15 protein-coding genes are annotated in these 22825 nt (G+C 43.5%); 7 read left to right on the top strand and 8 right to left on the bottom strand.

The annotated features are described in order from the left end of the window. Positions 1 to 62: 62 nt before the first annotated feature. The 3 genes from eno to mazG all read right to left on the bottom strand — a co-directional run bounded on the left by eno (position 63) and on the right by mazG (position 4197). A complete protein-coding gene (gene eno, locus ABZA00_RS07575) occupies positions 63 to 1361 on the bottom strand; it encodes a phosphopyruvate hydratase (RefSeq protein WP_372881550.1) in 1299 nt (432 codons plus the stop codon). A gap of 121 nt (positions 1362 to 1482) precedes the next feature. Beyond that, complete coding sequence (locus ABZA00_RS07570) at positions 1483 to 3120, bottom strand: CTP synthase (RefSeq protein ID WP_372881549.1); 1638 nt, start codon at positions 3118 to 3120, stop codon at positions 1483 to 1485. 258 nt (positions 3121 to 3378) lie between these two features. Next, a complete protein-coding gene (gene mazG, locus ABZA00_RS07565; RefSeq protein WP_372881548.1) occupies positions 3379 to 4197 on the bottom strand; it encodes a nucleoside triphosphate pyrophosphohydrolase in 819 nt (272 codons plus the stop codon). Between the two features lie 247 nt (positions 4198 to 4444). On the opposite strand from mazG, the gene ABZA00_RS07560 reads away from it, so the two are divergent. The 3 genes from ABZA00_RS07560 to ABZA00_RS07550 all read left to right on the top strand — a co-directional run bounded on the left by ABZA00_RS07560 (position 4445) and on the right by ABZA00_RS07550 (position 10905). Continuing rightward, positions 4445 to 5473: an efflux RND transporter periplasmic adaptor subunit gene (locus ABZA00_RS07560; RefSeq protein ID WP_372881547.1), complete on the top strand. Its 1029-nt coding sequence runs from the start codon at positions 4445 to 4447 to the stop codon at positions 5471 to 5473. Further along, the gene (locus ABZA00_RS07555; protein WP_372881546.1) at positions 5473 to 8670 is read left to right on the top strand and encodes an efflux RND transporter permease subunit; all 3198 of its coding nucleotides are present in this window, start codon (positions 5473 to 5475) and stop codon (positions 8668 to 8670) included. The genes ABZA00_RS07560 and ABZA00_RS07555 overlap by 1 nt, the downstream gene beginning before the upstream one ends. 372 nt (positions 8671 to 9042) lie before the next feature. Next, a complete protein-coding gene (locus tag ABZA00_RS07550; protein WP_372881545.1) occupies positions 9043 to 10905 on the top strand; it encodes a diguanylate cyclase in 1863 nt (620 codons plus the stop codon). A 53-nt stretch (positions 10906 to 10958) separates the two neighbouring features. Here the strand turns inward: ABZA00_RS07550 and ABZA00_RS07545 are convergent, their stop codons facing one another. After that, a complete protein-coding gene (locus ABZA00_RS07545) occupies positions 10959 to 11357 on the bottom strand; it encodes a phosphate-starvation-inducible protein PsiE (RefSeq protein WP_372881544.1) in 399 nt (132 codons plus the stop codon). A gap of 437 nt (positions 11358 to 11794) precedes the next feature. Beyond that, entirely contained in the window at positions 11795 to 12880 is a 1086-nt protein-coding gene (gene alr, locus ABZA00_RS07540; protein ID WP_372881543.1) for an alanine racemase, read from the bottom strand. A gap of 742 nt (positions 12881 to 13622) precedes the next feature. Here alr and dgcN point away from each other — a divergent pair. The 3 genes from dgcN to ABZA00_RS07525 all read left to right on the top strand — a co-directional run bounded on the left by dgcN (position 13623) and on the right by ABZA00_RS07525 (position 16597). Continuing rightward, positions 13623 to 14627, top strand: a complete 1005-nt coding sequence (gene dgcN / locus ABZA00_RS07535) for an N-acetyltransferase DgcN (protein ID WP_372881542.1) — start codon at positions 13623 to 13625, stop codon at positions 14625 to 14627. Positions 14628 to 14637: 10 nt separating this feature from the next. Next, a complete protein-coding gene (dgcA, locus tag ABZA00_RS07530; protein ID WP_372881541.1) occupies positions 14638 to 15615 on the top strand; it encodes an N-acetyl-D-Glu racemase DgcA in 978 nt (325 codons plus the stop codon). 124 nt (positions 15616 to 15739) lie between these two features. Next, positions 15740 to 16597: a D-amino-acid transaminase gene (locus ABZA00_RS07525; protein WP_372881540.1), complete on the top strand. Its 858-nt coding sequence runs from the start codon at positions 15740 to 15742 to the stop codon at positions 16595 to 16597. A 667-nt stretch (positions 16598 to 17264) separates the two neighbouring features. On the opposite strand, the gene ABZA00_RS07520 is transcribed toward ABZA00_RS07525, so the two are convergent. Beyond that, positions 17265 to 18860: an alanine/glycine:cation symporter family protein gene (locus ABZA00_RS07520; RefSeq protein ID WP_372881539.1), complete on the bottom strand. Its 1596-nt coding sequence runs from the start codon at positions 18858 to 18860 to the stop codon at positions 17265 to 17267. Positions 18861 to 19698: 838 nt separating this feature from the next. Beyond that, on the bottom strand, positions 19699 to 20847 hold the full coding sequence (ald, locus tag ABZA00_RS07515; protein ID WP_372881538.1) for an alanine dehydrogenase: 1149 nt from the start codon (positions 20845 to 20847) through the stop codon (positions 19699 to 19701). A gap of 157 nt (positions 20848 to 21004) precedes the next feature. On the opposite strand from ald, the gene lrp reads away from it, so the two are divergent. Next, a complete protein-coding gene (lrp, locus tag ABZA00_RS07510; protein WP_372881551.1) occupies positions 21005 to 21520 on the top strand; it encodes a leucine-responsive transcriptional regulator Lrp in 516 nt (171 codons plus the stop codon). Between the two features lie 92 nt (positions 21521 to 21612). Here lrp and ABZA00_RS07505 read toward each other — a convergent pair whose 3' ends face one another. Next, on the bottom strand, positions 21613 to 22518 hold the full coding sequence (locus ABZA00_RS07505; protein ID WP_372881537.1) for an ROK family protein: 906 nt from the start codon (positions 22516 to 22518) through the stop codon (positions 21613 to 21615). Positions 22519 to 22825 lie beyond the last annotated feature (307 nt).

Raw genomic sequence — 22825 nt, 5'->3', positions numbered from 1 at the left:
TACAGGCAAAAAAAATCCCCGCCGGAGCGGGGATTTCTAATCTAAGATTTAAAAATCAGTAATTACTGACCTTTAACTTCTTTAAGACCGTTGTAAGGTGCAGCTGCGCCTAGAGCTTCTTCGATACGTAGAAGTTGGTTGTACTTAGCAACACGGTCAGAACGGCTTAGTGAACCAGTTTTGATTTGGCCAGCAGCAGTACCAACAGCTAGATCAGCAATTGTTGCATCTTCAGTTTCACCAGAACGGTGAGAGATAACGGCAGTGAAGCCAGCATCTTTAGCCATTTTGATTGCAGCTAGAGTTTCAGTTAAAGAACCGATTTGGTTAAACTTGATTAAGATTGAGTTAGCAATACCGTTGTCGATACCACGCTTAAGGATCTTAGTGTTTGTTACGAATAGATCGTCACCAACTAATTGGATTTTGTCGCCAAGAAGTTTAGTTTGGTGTGCGAAGCCATCCCAATCAGACTCGTCAAGACCATCTTCGATAGAAACGATTGGGTACTGTTCAGTAAGATCTTTAAGGAAGAAGTTAAATTCTTCTGAAGTGAATTTTTTACCTTCACCTTTAAGGTCATAGATGTTTGCTTCTTTGTCATAGAACTCAGATGCAGCACAATCCATCGCTAGAGTGATGTCTTTACCTAGTTCGTAACCTGCGTTTGCAACAGCTACTTTGATTGCAGCAAGTGCAGCTTCGTTAGACTCAAGGTTAGGAGCAAAACCACCTTCATCACCAACAGCTGTTGAGTGACCGCCAGCTTTAAGTACTTTAGCAAGGCTATGGAATACTTCAGCCCCCATACGTAGACCTTCACGGAAAGTCGCAGCGCCAACAGGTTGAATCATGAATTCTTGGATATCTACAGAGTTATCTGCATGCTCACCACCATTGATGATGTTCATCATTGGAAGCGGCATAGAGTAAACACCAGGAGTGCCGTTTAGATCTGCAATGTGTGCGTATAGAGGCACTTTCTTAGAAGCAGCAGCCGCTTTAGCAGCAGCTAGAGAAACAGCCAGGATAGCGTTTGCGCCGAATTTAGCTTTGTTTTCAGTTCCATCTAAATCGATCATGATTTGATCAAGTTCAGCTTGTTTAAGTGCATCTTTACCAGCTAGAGCTTCAGCGATTGGACCATTAACAGCTGCAACAGCTTTAAGTACGCCTTTACCTAAGTAACGAGCTTTATCGCCATCACGTAGTTCTAATGCTTCACGAGAACCAGTAGATGCGCCAGAAGGGGCAGCAGCCATACCGATAGAACCGTCAGCTAAATGAACTTCAGCTTCAACAGTTGGGTTACCACGTGAATCCATGATTTCGCGACCAAGTACTTTTACGATAGTAGACATAGTTGTTCCTTTAGTAGTATTAAAAATAAGTTTGAAAATTGGTTAAAAAATTGTTTAAGTAGTTCTGAATCACTTTAATGCGTGATTTTTTAACAAAATAAAATCATCCGGTCAATAAAAACTATTTAAATCGACCTTGTTGATGATCTATCGCAGATTTTATAAAGCCTTTAAATAAAGGATGACCATCCCGAGGGGTTGAAGTGAATTCCGGATGGAATTGCGCCGCAACAAACCATGGGTGATTTGGAATCTCTATAATCTCTACTAATTTTTTATCTTCTGACAAACCGGTTATCTCTAAGCCCGCTTTTTCGATAATAGGTAATAAATTATTATTTACTTCATAACGATGACGATGACGTTCAAATATCTCTTTCGAACCGTACATATCATACACTTTAGAGCCTTTTTTCAGATGACAACGTTGTGCCCCTACACGCATCGTACCGCCCAGGTTAGAATTTTCTGTGCGTTGTTCAACTTCACCGGTTTTATCAATCCATTCAGTAATTAAGCCAACAACGGGTTGCTCACAATTGGGTTGAAATTCCGTTGAATGGGCATTTTTAAGACCAGCAACATGACGTGCAAATTCAATCAATGCTACCTGCATACCTAAACAGATGCCTAAATAAGGTATTTTATTTTCACGGGCGTATTGTGCAGCGAGAATTTTTCCTTCAATACCACGCTCACCAAAACCGCCGGGTACCAAAATGGCATCAACAGTTTCCAGGACAGATGTACCTCTGACTTCTAAATCCTGTGAGTCAATATATTTAATTTTAACTGAAGCGGAATTTTTTAAACCGCCATGTTTTAACGCTTCGTTGACAGATTTATAAGCATCCGGCAGCTCGATATACTTGCCGACCATACCAATAACCACTTCATTGGTGGTATTCGCTTCTTCAGAAACAACCTGTCCCCATTCAGATAAATCCGCTTCAGGGCAGTTTAAGCCAAAACGTTTCACACAGATTTCATCAAGCCCCTGCGCTTTTAATAATGCAGGGATTTTATAAATGGAATCAACATCGCGTAATGAAATTACAGACTTTTGTTGAACATTACAAAATAGTGCTATTTTTGCACGTTCATTTTCTGGGAAACTTACTTCAGAGCGACAAATCAAAATATCAGGCTGAATACCAAGACTACGTAACTCTTTTACCGAGTGTTGCGTCGGTTTTGTTTTCACTTCACCGGCAGTTTTCAAATAAGGTAACAAAGTTAAATGCATATACAGGGCATTTTCATGGCCAACTTTTAGGCCCAGTTGACGGATAGCTTCCAGGAAAGGTTGTGATTCAATATCACCTACAGTGCCGCCTAACTCTACAATAGCAACATCATGGCCTTCACCACCAGCAATAATACGTTCCTGAATTTCATTAGTAATGTGCGGTATTACCTGGATAGTAGCGCCTAAATAATCACCGCGGCGCTCTTTTGCTAAAACATCAGAGTAAATACGACCCGTAGTGAAGTTATTACGTTTAGTCATTTTGGTACGAATAAAGCGCTCGTAATGTCCCAAATCAAGATCGGTTTCTGCTCCGTCATCGGTTACAAATACTTCACCATGTTGAATTGGACTCATTGTACCAGGGTCTACGTTAATATAAGGGTCTAGTTTTAGAATGGTCACGTCCAGTCCACGTGCTTCTAAAATAGCAGCCAGAGAGCCTGCAGCAATACCTTTACCGAGTGATGAAACAACACCACCAGTAACGAAAATATATTTTGTCGTCATATTAACCCTGAGAATTTAGGAATTAGAAAAAAAGAAACTCATTTTAAACAGCAGAGATAGCAACGCAGAAAAACATCAGCTTATAAATTAAGTGATGTTAATAACAGGTTGAGCATTCAGTGCAATTGTAAAATGAGAATTTAGAACATTTAGATGGGAATGCAGTATAGCAAGTGCGCTCATTTTCGACAATCTTTTATCCCACTTAGTCAAAAAATATGTCGAAATTCGGCTTTTGCTGATCATTCCCAAGGGTGCTTATTTGCCCTGTTCTTTTACCAAATCCCAAATAGCATCTAAATCAGTCAAAGAGCAATCACTCATCTTTTTCCCCTGTTTTAACACAGTCTGTTCAACCTGACGAAAGCGCTGTTCAAACTTATGATTCGCCTTACGTAGTACCTGCTCCGGATTACATTTTAAGTGGCGTACTAAGTTCACATTGGCAAATAACAGATCCCCTAACTCATCTTCAAGACGTTCCTGTTTTTGTTGCTCGGTCAAATCATCACGCTTTACTTCGACCAGCACTTCGTCTATCTCTTCTTTGATTTTATCAATCACCGGCGTTAGATTGTCCCAGTCAAAACCGACATTGGCGCAGCGTTTTTGAATTTTATAAGCACGATTTAATGCCGGTAACGCTAAGGGGATATTGTCTAGGACACTGTCACTTTTATTTTCAGACAGGGCTTTAGAGGCACGCTCTTTCTCTTTTTCAGCCTCCCAGTTAGCATGAACCTGCTCTTCATTTGTAAATTCAATGTCGGTAAAGACATGCGGATGACGGCGAATCAGCTTTTCATTCATCGTCTCAATAATATCGTTAAACTCAAAGAGGCTCTGCTCTTTCGCAAGCTGCGCATAAAAGACCACTTGAAAGAGCAGATCACCCAGCTCCCCTTTCAACTCATTAAAGTCTTTCTGCTCAATGGCATCAGCAACCTCATAGGCTTCTTCAATGGTATGAGGGACTATTGAATCAAAAGTTTGTTTAATATCCCAGGGGCAGCCCTTTTCAGGATCACGCAGTTTTTCCATAATATTTAAAAGAGATTGCATATTGGTTGTCGACATGGCGAGATCCTTACTTAATTAGCGTTCCTAAATAGACTAGATGGGGATTATAACTGATTAAAGATCCTGATTCGACGTTTCCCCCGGCTCAGGAATAAAGTGCGCCATAATGAAAAGAGATCGAAGCAAATATAAGGATCGCAACTACTTTTATAATATAAATCATTACAAACTTGATAATTAGAAAAAACTTCATTAGATTTACCTAATAAAGCTTAGGCAAATATCTATTGTTAAGGGGCCACTCATGAATTCAAAACCTTATTCACCACCCACGTTTTTTGCCTGCTTATTTTTTAGCGTCATATACAGCAAGGTGCTTATTGCCGAAACATTTTTTGAGGTAAAACAAACTTTGCAGGAGCAGGTTGTTGTTTTAGATGCCACCATTGAAGCCATTGATAAAGCCACCCTTTCTGCGCAAACCAGCGGACGTATTATAAAAATTAATTTCGATACTAACGATTATGTTGAAAAAGACAGCGTGTTGCTGGAGATAACCAACAGGGAGCAGGGGGCGCAACTGGCCGCTGCTGAAGCGGGGGTTTTACGCGCGGAAGCTGCCTATAATGAAGCAAAATTAACCTATGATCGTTATAAAAAACTATTCCCCAAAGGTGCAATCTCGCAGGGACAGCTGGATCAGGCCAAAGCCGCGGCAGAAACCAGCAAACAGCTGATTAATGCCGCGCAGGCCAGTTTAACCCAAGCCAAAGAGTCCCTTGATTACACTATTATCAGAGCCCCCTACTCAGGCGTAGTTACCGAGCGGCATGTTGAAATCGGTGAAACGGTCAATCCCGGTGAGCCGCTTTTTTCCGGCATGTCGTTAACCAATCTGCGCGCGGTAACAGAGATTCCCCAGCGCCATCTGCAGGCACTGCGTGATAACCCGGCATTTATTATCACCCTGAGTGACGGCAGCAAGTTGTACTCGGATAAAATCACCCTATTTAACTATGCCGATGCACAGTCCCATGCTTTTAAAGTGCGTATAGATTTGCCTGTTACGGATAAACTGTTACTGCCGGGGATGTGGGTTAAAGCAGAATTTGTCAGAGGAAAGTCGAGCACTATCCGGATTCCCGGCAGCGCGGTGTTGACCAATAACGAACTGAATGCGGTCTATCGGAACGTGGAGGGTAAAGCAGTATTAACCCAGGTTCGTGTGGGTACTAAACTGGATGACGAAGTTGAAATTTTAGCCGGGTTGGAAGATGGTGATAAAATCAGCATTGATGCCTACCAAAAGTTAAAACAGTTGGAGGCTAACTAATGGCACCTGCATTGAATATTTCCGGGAGAATTGCACGCTATTTCCAAAATTCGGCGATCACCCCTTTACTTGCCATTGTCGGATTGTTATTGGGTTTTTTCGCTATTATGGTCACCCCCAAAGAGGAGGAGCCGCAAATAGACGTTACTTTTGCCGATATTTATATTCCTTTTCCCGGCGCCTCAGCCAAGGAGGTGGAAAACCTGGTTACCATACCCATTGAGCAGGTTATTTCTGAAATAAAAGGTATTGATACCACCTACTCCTTCTCACAACCCGATGGTGCGATGATTATCGTTATTTTTGAGGTCGGAGAGAAGCGTAACGATGCCATTGTAAACTTATATAATCAGGTTTACAGCAATATGGATAAACTGCCGATCCAGGCGGGTATCGGTCAGCCGTTGATCAAACCGCGGGCGATTGATGATGTGCCGATCTCCTCGTTAACGCTGTGGTCAAAAGATAAAAGTGTTACACCGCAGCAGTTGACCGAGGTTGCGCACGGACTGGAAAGTGAGCTTAAGCATATCAACGGCACCCGTGATATATACACTATTGGCGGGCATCAACTGATTGTCGATATCCGTATTGATCCAATCAAGATGAATAGTTTTGGCATCAGTTACGATGCGATCAATCAGGTTCTGGCCAGCAATAATGCCAGCTCATCGCCGGTTTCTCTGATCCAGAATAACCAGCTGATAAAAGTCAAAACGGGCCGGTTTTTACAGAGTATTGCGGAAATAAAAAAACTGATCGTGTCAGTTAATCAGGGCTCTCCCGTTTATTTAGAGGATGTCGCACAGGTTAATCTGTCAGCGGATATTCCCACACAAAACGTATTACATGGTGAAAATGGGCAGCTATATCCGGCGGTCACTATCGCGATAGCCAAACAGCCAGGTAAAAATGCCGTTGATGTGACACTTGCGATAGAAAATCGCATTAATGAAATAAAAAATGTCCTGATCCCGGATAATATTGAAGTGACAATCTCCCGCGATTATGGCGCCACTGCCAAAGATAAATCAGACACCCTGATTGGCAAACTGGTTTTTGCCACCAGCGCAGTGATCATTTTAGTCTTATTAACCATGGGCTGGCGCGAAGCGGTTGTCGTAGGTGTTGCCATCTCGATCACCCTGACTATCACCCTGTTTGCCTCCTGGGCTTATGGTTTTACTCTCAACCGGGTATCTTTGTTTGCTCTGATTTTCTCGATCGGGATCCTCGTTGATGATGCCATTGTGGTGGTGGAAAATATTCACCGTCATATGCAGATGGGTAATAAAACACTCCTTGAAATCATTCCTGCTGCCGTCGATGAAGTTGGTGGTCCAACCATACTTGCCACCTTTACGGTGATCGCCGCACTTTTACCCATGGCCTTTGTCAGCGGGTTAATGGGTCCTTACATGAGCCCCATTCCGATTAACGCCAGCATGGGCATGCTTATTTCATTGGCCGTTGCCTTTGTGCTTTCCCCCTGGTTAAGCGGCAAGTTATTAAAACCTCATCTGCCGGAAAAATCATCAGAAACAACAGATGGTTCGGCAATGACATCCGCACCAGACAACTTTATGGAGCGCCTTTTCCATAGAATAATCGGCCCCTTTATTCTCGGCCAAAAAGCTAAAATGGTGCGTTGGTTCCTGTTTATTGCGGTCATGATTTTAATTCTCCTATCCATCCTTCTGCCGGTCAGCAAACTGGTGGTGATGAAGATGTTACCCTTTGATAATAAATCTGAATTCCAGATAATGGTCGACCTGCCGGAAGGCAGCACAGTCGAACAAACCCAGCGTTTACTGGTTGAGTTAAGTGAAGTAGTAAAAGAAGTGCCTGAAATTAAACATTTTCAGATCTATGCAGGCACGGCTGCCCCGATTAACTTTAATGGTTTAGTGCGCCATTATGATATGCGCAGCAACGAAGAACTCGGTGATATTCAGGTTAATCTGGTGGATAAAAAAGATCGTCAGCGCGACAGTCACAAGATAGCGCTGGCTGTCCGCGAGCAACTGCAGGAGATCGCTAAACCCTACCGCGCCAATGTCAAAGTCGTCGAAGTCCCACCGGGGCCACCGGTGTGGTCTCCGATTGTGGCTGAAGTCTACGGGCCGAATGAGGCCATTCGCGAACAAACGGCGGAGCAGCTGCAAAGCTTATTTACCCAGACGGATGATGTGGTTGATATCGATATTATCCACCCGCAAGATCAGCAAAAATGGCAGGTAAATATCGATCGCAGTAAATCTGCCCGCCTTATGGTGCCCTATGCGCATATCGTCGACGCGGTAGCAACCTCGGTTGGCGGTAAAGATATCAATATATTACACAGCGATAAGCAAAAGTACGCAATACCCATCCGCCTGCAGCTTAAAGAGGGTGAAAAGGTCGATTTAGAGCAGGTGTTAAACCTTAAATTAGCTAATCAGCAGGGTAAGTTAATTGCTCTTTCGGAGTTGGTGGTTATTGAAAAAAACGTGATGGATAAACCTATTATGCATAAAAACATGATCCCGATGATCATGGTGACCGCCGATATGACCGGTAAATTAGACAGCCCTTTATACGCTATGTTTGCCATCTATAATGCGATAAAAGAGCAAGGATTGGATATAAAGCAATATTTTATCGAGCAGCCTCATGGCACCGGTGAAGTGGCTCTTTTATGGGATGGCGAGTGGAAAATAACCTATGAAACTTTCCGGGATATGGGCATTGCTTATGCGGTCGGAATGGTCTTAATTTACCTGCTGGTAGTAGCGCAGTTCCGTTCCTATATTGTCCCGCTTATCATTATGGCACCGATTCCTTTAACCATTATCGGCGTGCTGCCCGGACATGCATTATTAGGCCAACAATTTGCGGCGACCTCAATGATCGGCATGATCGCCTTGGCAGGTATTATTGTCAGAAATTCAATTTTGCTAGTTGATTTTATTAATCACGAAACGTACAAGGGCAGAGCGTTTAAAGAAGCGGTTATTCACTCCGGCGCGGTGCGCGCCAAACCGATTATTTTAACCGGATTAGCGGCGATGATTGGCGCCTTTTTTATTCTCGATGATCCTATTTTTGGCGGTTTAGCGATCAGCCTGATTTTCGGTATTTTTATCTCAACAATCTTAACTCTGGTGATTATTCCGGTTCTCTATTACGCCTTTATGCACAAACAACTTGAAAGATAAAGGCTGCTGCAAAGAATATCTGGCGCCGGGCACCATTTATGCAGCGCTTTTTTATTTGCTAACGCTTATCAACCTCATATAAAGCGTCGTTCAAGGTTGAAATTAACAATTAAAAAAACCAATAACGGATATTTTTTGCTAATATCCGCAAAATAAAGAGGTTTACTCTTAGATATAGAATTAAAGGAGCAAAAGGAAGTGCTTAACTCAAACCCTAGCGGACAACATAACTCCTCCGGATACTCGCTTCTCAGACCGTTTATAACATTGACTGTGATTAGCTGGCTTTGCCTTGCTCTTTTACTCTGGGTTGGCAAGAGCATTTACGATCAGAGTTTAAAAGATCAGACGCTGCAGCGGCATGCTCTGCTGATGAAATCCACAAACACTCTTATCCATGAACACTTACTGAGAGTGATTCAGGATATTCACCACTTAGGCTCACTGCCCTCTGTGCAGGACTTTCTTGACCAACCCTCTCCTGAAATGCGTGACAGGTTAGAGAAAACTCTGATCCTTACCAGTAATATTTACGGACGTTATGACCAAATTCGCCTGCTTGATTTAAAAGGTGCCGAGATTGTAAGAATCAATCAGGGTAATGCTGCAGCCTATGCGGTCCCCGAGACACAGTTGCAGCAAAAATTTTCCCGTTATTATATTCAGGAAGGTCTCAAACTACAGGCCAATCAGGTGTATTTTTCTCCGCTGGACTTAAATATCGAAGGCGGTGAAATTGAGCGCCCTATAAAACCTATGATGCGCGCCGTTGAACTGATACACAACAGCAAAGGTGAGCCTGCTGGCTTGCTGATCCTTAACTACAAGGCCGGCGGAATGCTCAATCAATACCGTGAGCAGTTTCCAGGCGGGGATCGGGCCATGTTACTCAATGACGATGGTTACTGGCTTTTGAACCACAAAACCGAGAATGAATGGGGCTGGATGCTGGACAGGCCGGAACGCTCTATGCAAAACAGCCGGCCTGAGGTATGGCAGTTAATTCATCAATCCCGCGCAGGCGTACTCGAGTCAGATGGTGCACTTTTTAGCTACACAAGAATTGATGCGGTCAATTTTTATGAAAGCACTTCACATGGCTCTTACAGCGATGATTATGGTCTTATCACAGATATCAAAGCACAGACCTGGTATATGCTGATTGAAACCACTAAAGAGAACTGGCAGGCGATCGCGGTATACAACAGTTATGGCGGAAAAGCCGCTTTAACTGCCCTGTTTTTTATTGTCGCTTTGTGCATGTTCCTGGTGGCAAAAAACCGTCTGGAGAGACACAACAATCAGGAAATGAAACGCAGACAGCTTGAGGATTTTCAGGATCTATATGAAAATGCCCCGATTGGTTATATCACCTTAAATGCAGAGGGCATCATCACTAATGTAAATGCGGCTCTTCTGGGGTATTTAGGATATGCCAGAGATGAGCTTGTGGGTAAGTGCAAACTCAATGATCTCGTTTCACCGGCCTCAGCAGATGCCTGTCACAAGCTGACCAACTCCTTACACAACAGCGGCCCGGAAGAGCAGAGAATTGAGATGCTCGGTAAGAATGATACAGCCCTTCACGTTGTGTGTAACATCTCATCGAGATGGAGTGATAATAACACCCTTATGATCGGCAGATGCAGCGTTCAGGATATCAACGCGCAGGTAATGCTTGAGCAGTCACTGACCAAGCTGGCACACAAAGATCCGCTGACCGGAGCTGCCAACCGCTACTTTTTTGAAGAGCTGGCGGCCCACGAAATATTGCGTGAAACAAGGCAGTCGTCAGAGTTGACCGCACTGATGCTCGATATCGACCACTTCAAGTCAGTCAATGATACCTACGGTCACTTTTCCGGTGACGAAGTGTTGAAGTCTTTGGCAGCCAACTGCATGAAGATGCTGCGCAGTTCCGATATTCTAGCGCGATTTGGCGGCGAAGAGTTTGTGATTTTACTGCCCGATACGTCATTTGCCGATGGCCTGCACAAAGCCGAGGAGATCAGAAAGACCCTGGCTGAAACTCCGGTTTCTATAGCTGACGGGCAAACCCTGCAATATACCGTTTCCATCGGAGCAGCGGCGTTGTCCAGCTTATCAGAGCCGACTATTGAGGCATTGCTGACGAAAGCTGATGAACAGTTATACAAAGCCAAAAACAGCGGACGCAACCGGGTCTGCGCAGAGCCACAGCCTTGGACCGATCAGAAAAAACGCCAACCCGCATGATATGACTCATGCCGGGGATTGCCAGCCCCTAGACTGAGTATTTATTGTTTAGCTTAGCCTTCATCTTTATTATCATAGGGGAATCTAGTGTGGCCATAGCGTATTACCAGAATAGAGACTGCCATAATTAATACCGCACCGGCAAGGCCCAGCATGCGCAATGTATCCAGGTTCTTCATGTCAAGAATCATATAACGCGCCAATGCGACAATCGCAATATAAAGTGGCATTCGCACCGGTAGCCTTCCCGATTTGAGGTAGATGCCAACCATTGCTAAAACTTCAAGGTAGATAAAAAGCAGCAGAAGATCCGCCAGTGTCACCTGCCTGGCGTTAAGCATGACTCCAATTTCAAAGATCATTGCTACTACGGTTGCCAAGGCAATCACTAATAACCCAATGTCTTCAACGAAGTCTAATACTTTATGCCCTGTATGTTTTAGTTTACTCATTAACCCTTTCCTACAAATTGATTCGGGCAAACCGCAAAGATCGCCGACAGATATTTTAAATTATGCTCTAGAGCACTTTGCTTTTTTGCAATAATATCATCAGCTATATCATATTGAATTTCAAGAGGACGATGCTGATACTAACAATAAATTTAGCCCGGATAACAATGACTATAATGAACTTTCCTGCAGGGTAAATTACCCGCTTTAAAAGGCGCAAAACTTAATAACTAACCCAAATTATGGATAAGCAAATCGATACAGCACTGTTATTTTCGCGTATTTCTGCGTTAAATCATCTCCCAAGCTAGCTATTGCTTCGATGATTTGCCTTGAACTACACAAAACTAACAGCACTGTATAATACAAACATTTAATGTGTTGATATTAAAGATAATGACAATTCCATTATCCAAAACTGAGGTTAAATAGATCATCTAATTAACGAAATTGGTATAACTTTTTTTCACTCGTGCGGTTAATTTGATCACCAGTTCATAACCTATGGTGCCGATATGCCGGGCGACCTCCTCTGCGGGTAATTCATCCCCCCAAAAAATCACCTCATCTCCAACCTGATCTTTGCCATCCGGACCAAGATCGACGGTGATCATATCCATTGAAATAGTGCCCACTATAGGCACCCGCCGCCCGTTAACCAGCACTGGCGTGCCGCTCGGGGCGCTTCTTGGGTAGCCGTCTCCATAGCCCATAGCTACGACGCCTATCCGTGTATCCCGCGGGGCGATCCAATTTTGGCCATAGCCCACCGGCCCCCCCCGCTTCTGCTCCCGTACCGAAATTAATTTTGATTTCAAGGTCATCACCGCACGCAGCCCTTCATCTCGGCCGCATGACTCGACCCGCGGGGCAATACCGTATAAAGCGATACCCGGACGCAGCCAATCATAATGCGCATCCGGCCAATGCAGAATGGCTGCGGAATTACTCAGGCTTTTAGCACCACAATAAGCCTGGGTGGCCTCTTCAAAGCACGCTATTTGCTGCAGCGTTGTACTGCTTTGCAGCTCATCGGCACAATTAAAGTGGCTGGCAAAACGGATCTCATTTTTGGCGTTCACGGATGCTTTAATACGCCGGACATAATCATCAACTTGTTCAGGTAAAATTCCGAGCCGGTGCATCCCGGTATCAATTTTAAGCCAAACCTGCAGCGGCTTGCTTAAAGCGCTCCGCTCAAGCTCCTCTAACTGTCTTTGATTATGGATCATGCTATGAAGATTCAGCGCTGATGCACGCCGTAATTCATCAGGGCAAAAACAGCCCTCAAGCAATAGAATAGGCTGTTCAATACCCGCTTCACGCAATTCAACTGCTTCCTGCAGACGGGAAACGGCAAAGGCATCGGCTTGCGGCAGCGCTTTGGCAAATTTAACCGCACCATGGCCATAGGCATTCGCTTTAAGCACAGCGGCGATCTTTGCTGTGGGGCATTTACCTTGAATAAACTGATAATTGTGCCGTAACGCAGCAATATCAATAACGGCTTCAGCTGTTAGCATAATGATTCCTTGATGGTTGTAATGATCCCAAGTTGTTAGGAGCACACTGTAATAAATTATCGAATTCTTTAGGAGTGATGAAACATGCTAAAAATATGCCAAGTTAAATAGATAACAATAATTATTTAATCGAAATATAAAAACAGAAGGGTAAAAGTTAAATAAACCACAGTAAAACAAAACAACAGAGCAATACACCAAACCAGATTAAGCAGAAATTCGCTGATTATATTTTTTACAATTAATAAACACCACTCGCAATAAAAGCAGATAAATATAGTGCCCACTAACGTAAAAACCACCAAAAATCGCCAAAAAAGAGCACTGACGCCCCATTTTGGTGCGTAAAATGCGATTGTTAATGATATTTTTGACGACAAAACAGCTGCCACCATTTTAATTAACATACAAAAAAATTTAAATTCACGGCCCTTAAAAGATAAAAACAAAAAAATATATAACACCACGAAATAGATTTTTTGCAGAATAAAAAACCAAACAACACTGATCATTTTGTTTTTTGAAGAATATTCTGTTTTTATTGGAGACAGGCGGGCATTTACAGCACTTTCTTTCAGAAAATAAATTATGCCGATACAGACTTTTGGCACAAAACCTGCTCATAGAATTTATGTTATTTAACTTACCCCTGATAAGTCTCATGCACAACTAAGCAGCAGTAGCGCAAATTATTCGCTCCTGACAAATGAGACAGGGCTTACTACTAATAGGAATAAATACTATGGAAATTCAAAAACCTTATCTGTTATTTTTAGGTGATGCCCACGATCCGCTGGCAGCAAAAGTTGCGCTGGGAATCAAGCAGTGGCATCCGGAATATTGTGCCGGCCAATTCCGTATGAAAGATTGTGCAGCAGACTGCGGTTTAACCGATATGGATATCATCCAGGCGAAAGAAGCCGGCGTTAAGACTCTGGTTATTGGCGTTGCTAACCGCGGTGGTGTTATCTCTGAAAAATGGATTGACATTTTAAAACAAGCACTTGAAGCGGGCATGGATTTAGCGGCAGGCCTGCATAACAAACTTAATGATATTGCAGAGCTCAAAACGCTAGCTGACACTTTAGGTCGCAAACTCTTTGATGTTCGTTTTCCAACCCAATCTTTCCCCGTTGCAAACGGATTAAAACGCAGCGGTAAACGTGTTTTACCTGTCGGCACCGATTGTTCATGCGGCAAAATGTATACCAGCCTGGCAATTGAAAAAGAGATGCTGGCACGCGGTATCAAAGCAGATTTCCGAGCTACCGGCCAAACAGGTATCCTCATTAGCGGTTCGGGTGTCAGTGTTGATGCCGTGGTTGCTGACTTTATTTCAGGTGCAGTCGAAGTGTTAACACCAGAAAATGATGCGGATCATTGGGATATTATTGAAGGTCAGGGTTCTTTATTCCACCCTTCTTTTGCAGGCGTAACAATCGGGCTTATCCATGGTGCGCAAGCAGATGCGCTGGTCTTATGTCACGAGCCAACGCGCACCCATATGCGCGGTTTGCCAACTTACCCGGTGCCTGATTTACAAACCTGCATGGATACTAATCTGGCAATGGCTCGCTTGACCAATCCGGATGTACGCTTTGTTGCTATTTCCGTTAATACCTCGCAGTTAACTGAAGGTGAAGCGACTGAATATTTAGCAGGAATAGAAGCACAGTTTGGGCTTCCGGCTGTTGATCCTTTCCGTGAAGGTGTTGGTCGCATTGTGGATCAACTGGAAAAAATCTAAGGACGATATTATGCAGATGAAGCTGCTTGATCAAAGCTGGCCTATCCGCGGTACCTTTACCATTTCCCGCGGGTCCAGAACACACGCTAAAGTTGTGGTCGTTGAACTACATCAGGGCAGTTATGTTGGCCGCGGTGAATGTGTACCTTATGCCCGCTATGGTGAATCCATCGAGTCAGTACTCGCTGAACTTGCGCCTCTGGCTGTGCAAATAGAGGCAGGATTAACCCGCCGGCAGCTGCAATCTTTATTGCCGGCCGGTGCAGCAAGAAATGCATTGGATTGCGCCTTTTGGGATCTTGAGTGTAAACAATCCGGTCAGCGGATATGGCAACGCCTGGAGATTGCCGAACCGGCTCCGTTAGTGACTGCCTTTACACTTTCATTAGACACGCCCGAGCGGATGCAGCAGGCGGCGATTGAAAATGCTCACAGACCGCTGTTAAAACTGAAACTTGCGGGCGAAGGTGATGTCGAACGTGTTGCAGCGGTACGCGCAGGCTCTCCTGACGCACGTATTATTGTTGATGCCAATGAGGGTTGGGACGAAGCGTTGTATCTGAAGATGGTACCGGAACTAGTGAAACTGGGTGTGGAGATGATCGAGCAGCCCTTACCTGCCGATAACGATGCAGCACTCGAACATCTGCCCAGACCGATCACCCTGTGTGCTGATGAGTCTTGTCATGATCGCAGCAGTTTGCCTAACATTATCGGTCGTTACGATATGATCAATATTAAAACCGATAAAACCGGCGGTCTGACCGAGGCATTAGCATTGAAAGCGGAAGCTGAAAAGGTCGGATTGCAGGTCATGGTGGGCTGTATGCTGGCCACCTCTCTGGCAATGGCGCCCGCTTTTATGGTCGCACAAAATACTCAGGTCGTTGACCTTGATGGGCCATTACTGCTTGCTGAAGATCGCCAACCATGTATCGCTTTTGACGAAAGCAAAATGAATGTTTATCCAGCAGCCCTGTGGGGTTAACGGCCCCTGTCATTCTCTTTGTACAAATCGGGCATGACAGCTGCAGGCCACTTTTTAGTGGTGTTTTTTAACAAATGGCAATACTGTTAGCGATTTTTATTGCTATGACAACAAGGAATTAATTATGGAACGTATCGTCTACCTCGATGGTGAGTTTATTAAAGAAACTGAGGCCAAAGTTTCTATTTTCGATCGCGGCTTTCTTTTTGGCGACGCCGTTTATGAAGTAACAGCAGTAATCAATGGCAAACTGGTTGATAATGAAGGACACATGATCCGCCTGCAGCGTTCATGCAGCGAACTACAAATCGCGTTGCCGGCTACACTTGAACAAATTACAGCGATTCAAAAGAAGTTAATTGAAGTTAACCAGCTTAATGAAGGCGGTATTTACCTGCAGGTCAGCCGGGGCTCAGCCGGCGACCGTGACTTTGGGTATCCGGAAAATGTTACACCAACATTGGTTTTATTTACTCAGGCTCGTAACCTTTTAAACAGTCCTAAAGCGGTAAAAGGCATGAAAGTAATCACCACTGAAGATATCCGCTGGAAACGCCGTGATATCAAAACTGTCGGATTATTAGCTCCCTGTATGGCTAAACAGGGCGCGCTGGATAAACAGGTTGATGATGCCTGGCTGATTGAAGATGGTTACATCACAGAAGGCAGCTCAAACAATGCCTATATTGTGACCAATGACGGCGTATTAATTACCCGTCCGCTGAGCAATGATATTTTACATGGCATTACCCGTAAGGCTTTGCTGGAGCTTGCTGAGCAGGCACAGATTCAAGTCGAAGAACGTCCGTTTACAGCCGAAGAAGCCTATCAGGCTGATGAAGCTTTTGTCAGCTCTGCAACTACATTTGTCTGGCCGGTTGTTGAAATCGACGGTAAAACCATCGGCACGGGTAAACCCGGTAGTGTTGCGACTAAGCTGCGCGATATCTATATTGAACTGGCGACACAAAACGCTGAGTAACATCCCCACCAGACTATTGTCTCTTCAATAACATATTGTTTAAACTAAAAGGCGAATAGATATTTTATATTCGCCTTTTTTATAACACAAATCTCTCCCCAAACGGTCTGGTGCTGTGGCGCTCATATTGGAAATTTTGCCATCAATATATTCTCACGGCTGCGATAAAAAAGCTTTCGCTGATTATTTTTAAAACTACAATATTAACGTTTCCTCCCTGGTTCGATTGGGTTATATGCTGTAACACTCTGATGTGGTCACTCACACAGATTAGTGAACATAATTTCCCCCTGTTTTATTGATGTAATACCAATTCCGTTAATTAGATGATCTATTTAGGCGTAGGAAAAATGGATGAAAGCAAGGCATTGATTTCAGTAACTAGTTGTTCTAATTACACAAAATAGTATGAAACAATTTTAAACAGCTTTAGCTGGCCACGAAGTGGTGAATAACAGGATGTTATAAATCAAATCAATGACAAAGACTAAAACGTAGTTTTATGTCTAGCTAGCATTCATTTTAACAAGCATAAATGAATAGATAATTATCGGATTTGGTATTGTTTTCCTGTAATATTTTCAAAATTCTCTAACACTATAATGTAAAAATGCGGGCTAATTAGCCCGCATTAAATACAGATAAAGGTTTAGATTAGCCTTAACATTTAACTTAATTGCTCTTTAATGGGCTGAGCCATACCTGCGTCATCCTGTTCGGTAAATTTCTTGATTTCTCCTGACCGCAGACGTGACATATAGGAGTTTAACTCTTTTTTCACTATCGGCATCAGACAGTACAAACCGGTGATATTAATTATCGCCATAGCGAACATTGCTGCATCAGAGAAATCAATCACAGCTCCGAGGCTTGCTGCCGCGCCAACCACGACCAACAAACAGTATAAAATTTTGTAGCTCATTTCCGTCTTTTTACTCTCACCAAACAGATAGGTCCAGGCTTTCAGACCGTAATATGACCAGCTGAGCATAGTGGAAAACGCAAACAGGACAACAGCCAGCGCCAGCAGATAGGGGAACCAGCTAATAGTCTGACCAAAAGCAACTGACGTTAAGGCTACGCCAGAGGAACCATCCGCGGTGAGTATGCTGCCATTTTCTCCAATCAGGTAAAGACCGGTATTGGCATCAAGCAGCAATTGACCGGAAATAATAATCACCAGCGCCGTCATTGTACAAATAACAACCGTGTCGATAAAAGGCTCAAGCAGCGAAACAAAACCTTCTGTAACTGGTTCACTGGTTTTTACCGCAGAATGGGCAATAGGAGCGGAACCAACCCCGGCTTCATTAGAAAATGCAGCGCGCTTGAACCCCTGAATTAAGGCACCGACAACCCCGCCTGTCACACCTAATCCGGTAAAGGCTCCCTGCAGAATTTGCGAAAAGGCCCAGCCAATTTTATCCGCGTGTACACCCAAAATAACCAATGCGGCCGCAACATAAAGCACAGCCATAAAAGGAACCACTTTTTCACTTACATTGGCGATAGATTTAATGCCACCGACAATAACGGCAAAAATAATAACGGCAAAAACAACACCGGTGATCCACCCCGGATAGCTGCCGGTAATATTACTTATTTGCGCATGAGCCTGATTTACCTGAAACATATTTCCGGCACCAAATGAACTAAGCACACAAAACACGGCAAACAAACCAGCCAACACTTTGCCTCCGGGCAGCCCCTTCTCGGCAAAGCCCTTGGAGATATAATGCATTGGCCCACCTGAAACACTGCCATCGGCATTTTTATTACGGTATTTCACACCTAAGGTACATTCTGTAAATTTAGATGCCATGCCGAACAGCCCTGCAAGAATCATCCAGAAAGTCGCCCCCGGCCCACCAATACCGATTGCTACAGCCACACCCGCGATATTACCCAGGCCGACAGTACCTGAAAGCGCAGTTGTCAGCGCCTGGAAGTGCGAAACCTCACCGGCATCCTTAGGATTGGAATAATCTCCTTTAACCAAATCAAGCGCATGTTTCATTGCACGAAATTGAATAAACTTAAAGTATAAAGTAAAGACCACAGCACCAATCACTAACCAGGTCACTATCCAGGGAAATGTCGTCCCCGGCATGGGTGCAAAAATAAAGTTTACAAACCAGCCGGTAGCATATGCAAATGCATCATTGACAACGGTACCTATCTCTTCACCAGCAAAAACATTCTGGCTTGATGTAAGGGTTGTTATAAATAACATAAATGGTATTAGTAATTTTTTAATTTTCATTGTTCTTCCTTAATCTACAGCAATTGCAGGTTTCTTTGGGAATAGAGCTGATAACGGGGAGATAATGGAAGTCCCCTCTGTGTTTGGCAATCCGTCGTAAGTCAAAACTCTGTCTCCAGAGCTACATCCACTAAATCCGATAACTGGTATAGCCGGCATTTTTATTTTCCTTGTTAATTTTGCAGATTAATAAGATATATAGTGAGCGATCTCAATTGGCTCATCGAGGTGCACAACGCCCTCTCTCTGTGCATTTTTTGTTGAAAAACAGTGGTTTTTCGTATTTATTTAACTTAATAATTAAACTGCATTAACCATGCCGAAAATAAATTAAAATATGACTTTTTACAGACATTAAAATCAAGCTTCAATAAACTGTTTTTAGCGAATTACAATGGAAGACAGATAGCCATCAATAACGAAGGGTTAATCTCTAATTGCTTTTTATAAGGGAAGGGAAAGAACAAGGAAGAGTATAATAAATATATCTCAAGCAACTAATACTAAAGGGAATAAAAAATCATTGAACAACATTCACTTTTCAATTCATGGCGTACAAACACAAGGGGTTAGAACAAAAAGGATCACTGAATGAGCTGTGTTTTTTCTTTTTGATTCGGCAAGAAAAACCTAAATAAAAATACTTTTAATTGCTTTTTATTTGACCAGTAGATTGGGAGGCTTTTGATAATGGATATTGTGATTTATAAACAAGGCTATTTTCAATTTCCTCTGCAGGAAAATAGATACCCCCAAACTTTACGAATGGGGGTTGCCGCATGCCTAACTTTTCAGCGACTTATGTTCAAGAAACGGCATTGTAAAAAGAGCCGTTTTATTAAGCCGCTTCGACTGTCGTCAAAGCAGTGTGCTCAATAAGTGCAGCTTCTGGCGAAACGTACTGCATACCGTGAGCCACAGCAACACTTTCACAGGTCAGCTTGCCGTCAATTACATTAAGGCCCTTTAATAAACCCGCATCGCTTTTCAGTGCTTTCTGATAACCTAGATTTGCCAACTTAATGATATAAGGTAAGGTTGCATTGTTCAGTGCAAAAGTTGAAGTGCGCGCAACGGCACCCGGCATGTTTGCCACACAGTAGTGAACCACGTCATCTACAATATAAGTTGGATCCTGGTGAGTCGTCGCATGCGATGTTTCAGCACAACCGCCCTGGTCAATTGCAACATCTACAATTGCCGAACCGGGTTTCATCTTGGCAATATGCTCTTTAGTGATCAGTTTAGGCGCTGCAGCACCCGGGATAAGCACGCCGCCAATCACCAGATCCGCTGCTAATATTTCTTTTTCTAACGCATCTGCCGTGGAATAAATCACTTTAGCCGTATTGCCAAATTGAATATTCAAACTGCGTAAGGTATCAATATTACGATCCAGAATAGTCACATCCGCGCCCAGGCCAACAGCCATTTGCGCCGCGTTATTACCCACCATACCGCCGCCAACAACAACAACTTTTGCCGGCTCAACACCCGGGACACCACCCAATAACATACCGCAGCCCTGATTGGATTTTTCCAATGCTTGTGCACCGGCCTGAATGGCCATACGTCCAGCCACCTCGGACATAGGTGCTAATAAGGGTAATCCGCCTTTACTGTCTGTCACTGTCTCATAAGCAATACATACAGCTTTAGAATCAATGAGATCCTGAGTTTGCGGTAAATCAGGCGCGAGGTGCAGGTAAGTAAATAAAATTTGTCCTTCACGCAGCATCGCACGCTCAATCGCCAGCGGCTCTTTTACTTTAACAATCATCTCTGCTTTGGCGAAAATAGTTGCCGCATCATTTTCAATCCTTGCACCTGCCGTTATATAATCCTGATCACTGAAACCAATCCCCATACCGGCGTTCGTTTCAACAATAATATCGTGGCCATTTTGTACTAGTTCCCGGACACTCGCAGGAACCATGCCGACACGATATTCATGATTTTTAATTTCTTTAGGTACACCGATAAGCATAATTATTTCCTTTTAATTTATTATAGTAAGCAGTTTAAGCAGTTATAGGTTCTTTACTAGGTATCTAGTTGGTGGAAATAGTATAAGTATTTTTGTATAGTTTTTTTGACTTTATTGTTCTATTATTTACAGAAAAAATAGAGCATTATGCTTTTTAATTTATTTTACCAGCTCAACAAACTACGACAAAAAGGAAAGGCAGTTGATCACACTAGACCGAATAGATAGAAATATATTAAGGGAACTGCAGAAAAACGGACGGATCTCTAATGTTGAATTATCCAAAAGAGTCGGATTAAGCCCGACTCCCTGTCTGGAAAGGGTAAAAAGGTTGGAAAAAAAAGCGGTTATTAAATCCTACACCGCACTACTTGATCCGAACTACTTAAATGCTTCACTGCTAGTTTATATTGAAATTACCCTTAAACGCTCCAGTCCGGATGTTTTTGAACGCTTTAATAAAGCAGCCAACCAGCTGGATGAAATTTTAGAATGCCATTTAGTTTCCGGTGATTTTGATTATCTATTAAAAACACGGGTAGCTGATATGTCAGCTTACCGTAAAGTGCTCAGCCAAACGTTACTCGCACTGCCGGATATAAGAGATTCGCGCACTTATGTGGTAATGGAAGAGGTTAAATATTTAACCTCCCTGAATATCACAAATACATAGGTCTAAGTACTCGTAGATAAGTTTTCCGGCATGTTCTAATAGTGGGCTATCAGCTGATGGCCTGGCGGCTGAAAATACCTGACTCTATTTTCTCAGGGTTGAAAATTTAATAAAGCGGCACCGCGAACGCCGCCGGTTGCGCCGAACATGGCGCTATTAATTTGCGGTAGCGACACGTTCTTGAGCAGATGCTCCGGCAGATTTTTTATTAATTGCTCAGTTAACAGAGGCAACTTTGATAATCCGCCTCCGAGCACAATCACCTCAGGATCCAGCACTAAAATGGCCGTCGCTAAACCGGCAGCCAGCAGCTCCAGATAAATATCCAGCACCTTGTTGGTCACCTCGTCCCCACTCAGGTATCTACTGATAATCTCGGGGCCTGTTGCATTATTCCCGGCATAATGATGGTATAAATTACTCAGGCCGGTGCCGGAGCAGTAAGTTTCGAAACACATTTTCCGGCCGCAACCACAGCCAAATAGAGGTAAATCGGGATATTTTAACAGCATGGTAGCCGCAATGGGGTAATGGCCAATTTCACCGGCAAAGCTGTTTAAGCCGCGATGAATGGCACCATTAACAAACACAGCGGCTCCAATCCCCGTTCCCAAGGTGATCGCCAAGGCCGCACTGCAGTTATCGGCGCTGCCGCCATAACATTCAGACAATAAAAAGCAGTTAGCGTCATTTTCCAGTTTAATCTCACGATCTAAAACCCCAGACAAATCTGCCGCCAAAGTTTGCCCTTTTATAGCAGCTACATTGGCACAATTTACCCGCTGTTCGCTGCCGCTTATGGCACCGGGAAAACCGATGCCGACTAACCCTTTACAAGCAAAGCGCTGATCCGCACGCTTAACCAGAGCGGCGATCGCGGTTATAAAGCCGGGATAATCAGAAGGTGTGGTTATTTGCTCTGTCAGATGACAAGTTAAAGCCTGATCATAAACAGAGAACGCAATTTTAGTACCGCCTACATCAAATCCGTACAGCACAGCTATTCCTTAATAAGGTTGTGAAAAGCGAATAAACAATTCTTAGCGGAGATATAATAACATCAGAATTTTATTAAGTTCAGTATGTTAAGTGTTCTGCGATACAGATACAAAGGCTAGGGTCTGTTGACCTTTCGCGTGCATTTTTGCAGCAATTTGTTCGTGTTTTATACAAGGCAGAGCCTGCGTAGTGTAGTTATTCTACATAAACAGGCGATAACGCAGTAGAAAGAGCCAACAAGCGCTGCCCGAAGGGTTCGGCTAAAAGCGTTTTACTCTTTGTTGCGAGGTATTTACTTAGAATGAC

It is taken from the genome of Psychromonas sp. (assembly GCF_041586535.1).
Taxonomy (GTDB): domain Bacteria; phylum Pseudomonadota; class Gammaproteobacteria; order Enterobacterales; family Psychromonadaceae; genus Psychromonas.
The sequence above is the reverse complement of the archived record's forward strand: the minus strand, read 5'-3'. Positions and strand labels throughout refer to the sequence as shown.